The following is a 4,284-nucleotide window of genomic DNA, read 5'->3' as shown; positions in this document are numbered from 1 at the left end:
GATGGGCCGGGCCGCGCCGGACCACGTCATCGGCGTGCACGTCAACGCGCTGCTCACGTTCCCGACCGGCGACCCGGCCGTGATGGGCTCGCTGACCGAGGCCGAGCGGGAGCGGCTGGCCGGGATGACGGAGTGGCAGGCGAAGCTGGGCGCGTACCTGCAGCTCCAGGGCACCCGCCCGCAGACCGTCGCGGCCGCCCTGCACGACTCCCCCGCCGGGCAGCTCGCCTGGATCGTGGAGAAGTTCATGGACTGGACGGATCCGGCCGCCAAGCTGCCCGAGGACGCCGTGGACCGCGACCGCATCCTCACCGACGTGAGCATCTACTGGTTCACCGAGACGGCGGCGTCGTCGGCGCACACCTACTTCGAGCGCTTCAACGACGCCGGCGCGTGGGCGCCCCGGGAGCGCGGGACGGTGCCGACGGCGGCGGCGGTGTTCCCGACGGACTTCTCGGTCCGCCCGCTCGCCGACCAGGTCCACAACGTGGTGCGCTGGTCGGAGTTCGACCACGGCGGCCACTTCGCGGCGCTGGAGACGCCCGGCGTGCTCGTCGCGGAGCTGCGCGCGTTCTTCCGCGCCCTGACCTGACGGTCGCGCCTTTGGCAAAGAACCCCGCCGGTCGCGTTATGCCAGGTGAACGGGGGTAGCGCGGGTCGCATGACGAAAAAGAAGCAGCCTTCGGCCGGCGACGAGGTCACCTGGCGCAGCCATGGCACCACCGTCAAGGGCAAGGTGGAGAAGAAGGTCACCAAGAAGCAGCGGGAGGCCGGCCGGACCGTGGCGGCCTCCCCCGAGGAGCCCCAGTACGTCGTGCGCAGCGAGAAGACCGGCAAGAAGGCCGTGCACAAACCGTCGGCCCTGCGCGAGGACGGCAAGTGAGCGACGACCACGAGGCGGTCGCCCAGGAGTTCGGCCACGCCGTGAACAGCGTCCCTCCGGCGACGTCACCGGCAGCAAAGGGCGGCACTCGCTGATGAACCGGGGTCACGACCCGCTCAAATGACGCCTGGCCGGTGCGTCAAGAACGCGTGGCGGCGCTGGCGCTCCCGGGGACTGTTACGGTAGTGCGCGGTGCGCCGGGAAGTCTGGTCGGCTAGGACTGTCGGCTGGAACTCGCGGAGGCGTTCTTCGATGCGTGACCTGTGGCGCGGAGCCCGGTGATAAGCCCGTGATGAGCCCAGTGATGAGCCCGTGATGAGCCGGTTCCCGCTCCGGCATCCGGCCCAGATCGTGGCCGCCGGCTTCGTGCTCGCCATCGTCGCCGGCGCCGTGCTGCTGGCGCTGCCGCTCGCGACCACCGCCCGCGAGCCCGCGACCTGGGTGGTCGCGCTGTTCACGGCGACCTCGGCCGTCTGCGTGACCGGGCTGGTGGTGGTCGACACCGAGTCGCACTGGTCGCCGTTCGGCGAGGTGGTGATCGCCGCGCTGGTCCAGGTCGGCGGCCTGGGGATCATGACGATGGCCACCGTGTTCACCCTGCTGCTGTCGGGCCGCTTAGGACTGCGGGCGAAGATCGCGGCCCAGGCGGAGACCAAGACGCTCAGCATGAGCGACGTGCGCCGTGTCGTACGCAAGGTCGTCCTGTTCAGCCTCGTGTGCGAGGCGATCGCCGCCGCCGTGCTCACCGCCCGCTTCATGATCGGCTACGGCGAGTCGTTCGGCCGTGCCGCCTACCTGGGCGTCTTCCACTCGGTGACGGCGTTCAACAACGCCGGGTTCGCGCTCTGGCCCGACAACCTCATGCGCTTCGTCACCGATCCGTGGATCTGCCTGACCATCGCCGTCGCCGTCATCGTCGGCGGCCTCGGGTTCCCCGTGGTGTTCGAGCTGGCGCGCTCCTGGCGGCACCCGCGCAGGTGGACGGTGCTGACCCGGATCACCATGGGCGTCACCGCGACCCTGCTCGTGCTCGGCACGCTGGTCTTCCTGATGACCGAGTGGCGCAACCCCAGGACGCTCGGAGCGCTCGACGACTCCGGCAAGCTGCTCGCCGCGTTCTTCACCGCCGTCATGCCGCGCTCGGCCGGGTTCAACACCCTCGACATCGCCCAGATGCACCCGTCGAGCTGGCTGGCCACGGACCTGCTGATGTTCATCGGCGGCGGCAGCGCGGGGACCGCCGGCGGGCTCAAGGTGACGACGTTCGGGCTGCTGGCCTTCGTCGTCTGGGCGGAGATGCGCGGCGAGAGCCGGGTCAACGTCGGCCACCGCAGGCTGCCCGAGACCACGCAGCGCCAGGCCGTCACGATCACCGTGCTGGGCATGGCGCTGGTCGCCGTCTCCACGTACGTGCTGCTCGCGATGACCTCGTACGGGCTGGACCAGGTGCTCTTCGAGGTGATCGCGGCGTTCGGCACGGCGGGGCTGTCCACCGGCATCACCGCGAGCCTGGGCACGGCCGGGCACCTGCTGCTGGCGGTGCTGATGTTCATCGGCCGGATCGGCCCCCTCACGCTGGGCTCCGCCCTGGCACTCAACCGGCGCAGCCGCCACTACGAGCTACCCGAGGAGCGAGTCATCGTTGGCTGAGCACAAGAGTCCCCCCGTCGTGGTCATCGGCCTCGGCCGGTTCGGCACGTCGCTGGCCCTGGAGCTCGTCCGCCGGGGCACCGAGGTGCTGGCCATCGACCACCGGCCCAAGATCACCCAGAGCCTGGCCGGGCGGATCACCCAGATCGCGACCGCGGACGCCACCGACATGGAGGCGCTGCGCCAGCTCGGCGTGCCCGACTTCTACCAGGCGATCGTGGCCGTGGGAGGCGACATCGAGGCCAGCATCCTGGCCACGTCGCTGCTGGCCGAGCTGGAGATCGACGACATCTGGGCCAAGGCCATCAGCACCCAGCACGGCCGGATCCTGAGCCGCATCGGCGCCCATCACGTCGTCTTCCCCGAGCACGACATGGGCGAGCGGGTGGCGCATCTGGTGAGCGGCCGGATGCTCGACTACATGCAGGTGGACGAGAACTTCGCGCTGGCCAAGACCACTCCGCCCAAGGAGTATGTCGGTGTTCCGCTCGGGCGGTCCAACCTGCGGCGCAAGTACAAGGTGACCATCGTGGCCGTCAAACCGCCCGGCGAGGAGTTCACGTACGCGACGGCCGACACCGAGCTGACGTATGGGGACATCGTGCTCGTGTCGGGGCGTACGGAGGAGGTCGAGCGCTTCGCGGAGCTGCCATAGGCGACGCCGCGCCGCGCCGGCCGTCCCGGCGGCGGCCGTCACCGGGACACGGCCAGATGCCGCGTCAGTCGCAGGTCCGCGGCGTGCCGCGTCGTAAGGTGGTCACATGGTCAAGTCCGCGGGGCGACAGCCCGTACCGACCCGCCGCGCGGACGCCGAGCGCAACATCGCCTCGATCCTCGAAGCGGGCACCCGCCTGCTCAGCGCGGACCCGTCCGCCAGCGTGGCCGACATCGCCAAGGCCGCCGGGGTGGGCCGGGTCACCCTCTACGGCCACTTCCCCTCGCGTGAGGCGCTGGTCGACGCCGTCCTCGACCATGCGGTGAGCCTGGCGGACTCGGTGCTGGCGGACGAGACGCTCGACACCCTGCCCGCGCCCGAGGCCATGACGGCGCTGCTGCGGTCGGCCTGGGAGATCCTCGACCGGCATCGCCGCCTGTTCGTGGCCGCCGACCGGGTCCTGCCCACCGAGCGCATCCGGGAGCACCACGACCGGCCGTTGCGGCGGGTGGAGCGGCTCATCGAGCGGGGGCGGGCGGCGGGCGACTTCCGTACGGACCTGCCGCTGCCCTGGCTGGTGACGGCGTTCTTCTCGATCATCCACAGTGCCGCCGCGGAGCGGGAGGCGGGGCGGCTCGCGGCCGAGGAGGTCGAGCCGGTGCTGATCGCCACCATGTCGTCCCTCCTGGCCCCCGGCGGAGCGGCCGGGGCCGGGCGGTAGGGCCGGGACCCGTCCTTTCTCCGTATTCGCAGCCGGCCTGGGAACCCTACCGGCGTATGGTGTGCGCCTGCTAACTTGAACAGCGTTGTTCAAGTTAAGGAGTTGAGATGAGTCTCGACATGGCTCACACCAAGCCCCGCACCGGCCGCGGCGACTGGCCCGTGCTGGTGCTGCTCTGCCTGGCCCAGCTCATGCTGATCGTCGACATCACCGTCGTCCAGGTCGCGCTGCCGACCATCGGCGCGGACCTGACGCTCGACCGTGCGTCTCTGACCTGGGTGGTGACCACGTACACGCTCTGCTTCGGCGGCCTCATGGTCCTCGGCGGGAAGCTGGCCGACGCGTTCGGCACCCGCCGGACGCTGCTCGCCGGGC

The 4,284-nt window shown here is 70.8% G+C and carries 5 protein-coding genes and 1 pseudogene; all 6 read left to right on the top strand.

All coding sequences use genetic code 11. The features are described 5' to 3' along the window. Nucleotides 1–592 (top strand): annotated as a pseudogene (locus ACWD0F_RS51670) (epoxide hydrolase); the annotation flags it as partial. A gap of 69 nt (nt 593–661) precedes the next feature. Next, nucleotides 662–883: a DUF2945 domain-containing protein gene (locus ACWD0F_RS51665; protein ID WP_449890451.1), complete on the top strand. Its 222-nt coding sequence runs from the start codon at nt 662–664 to the stop codon at nt 881–883. A gap of 315 nt (nt 884–1,198) precedes the next feature. Beyond that, nucleotides 1,199–2,533, top strand: coding sequence for a TrkH family potassium uptake protein (locus ACWD0F_RS51660; RefSeq protein WP_449890449.1), 1,335 nt, complete (start codon nt 1,199–1,201; stop codon nt 2,531–2,533). Further along, nucleotides 2,526–3,188 carry a potassium channel family protein gene (locus tag ACWD0F_RS51655; RefSeq protein WP_449890447.1) on the top strand — a complete coding sequence of 221 codons (663 nt, stop codon included), beginning with the start codon at nt 2,526–2,528 and terminating at the stop codon, nt 3,186–3,188. The genes ACWD0F_RS51660 and ACWD0F_RS51655 overlap by 8 nt, the downstream gene beginning before the upstream one ends. A 106-nt stretch (nt 3,189–3,294) precedes the next feature. Further along, the gene (locus ACWD0F_RS51650) at nt 3,295–3,909 is read left to right on the top strand and encodes a TetR/AcrR family transcriptional regulator (RefSeq protein ID WP_449890445.1); all 615 of its coding nucleotides are present in this window, start codon (nt 3,295–3,297) and stop codon (nt 3,907–3,909) included. Between the two features lie 107 nt (nt 3,910–4,016). Beyond that, nucleotides 4,017–4,284 (top strand): MFS transporter (locus ACWD0F_RS51645; protein WP_449890443.1); only part of this gene is annotated, 268 nt, incomplete at its 3' end.

Source organism: Nonomuraea sp. NPDC002799 (assembly GCF_053592075.1).
This window is presented reverse-complemented; position numbering and strand designations above follow the sequence as displayed.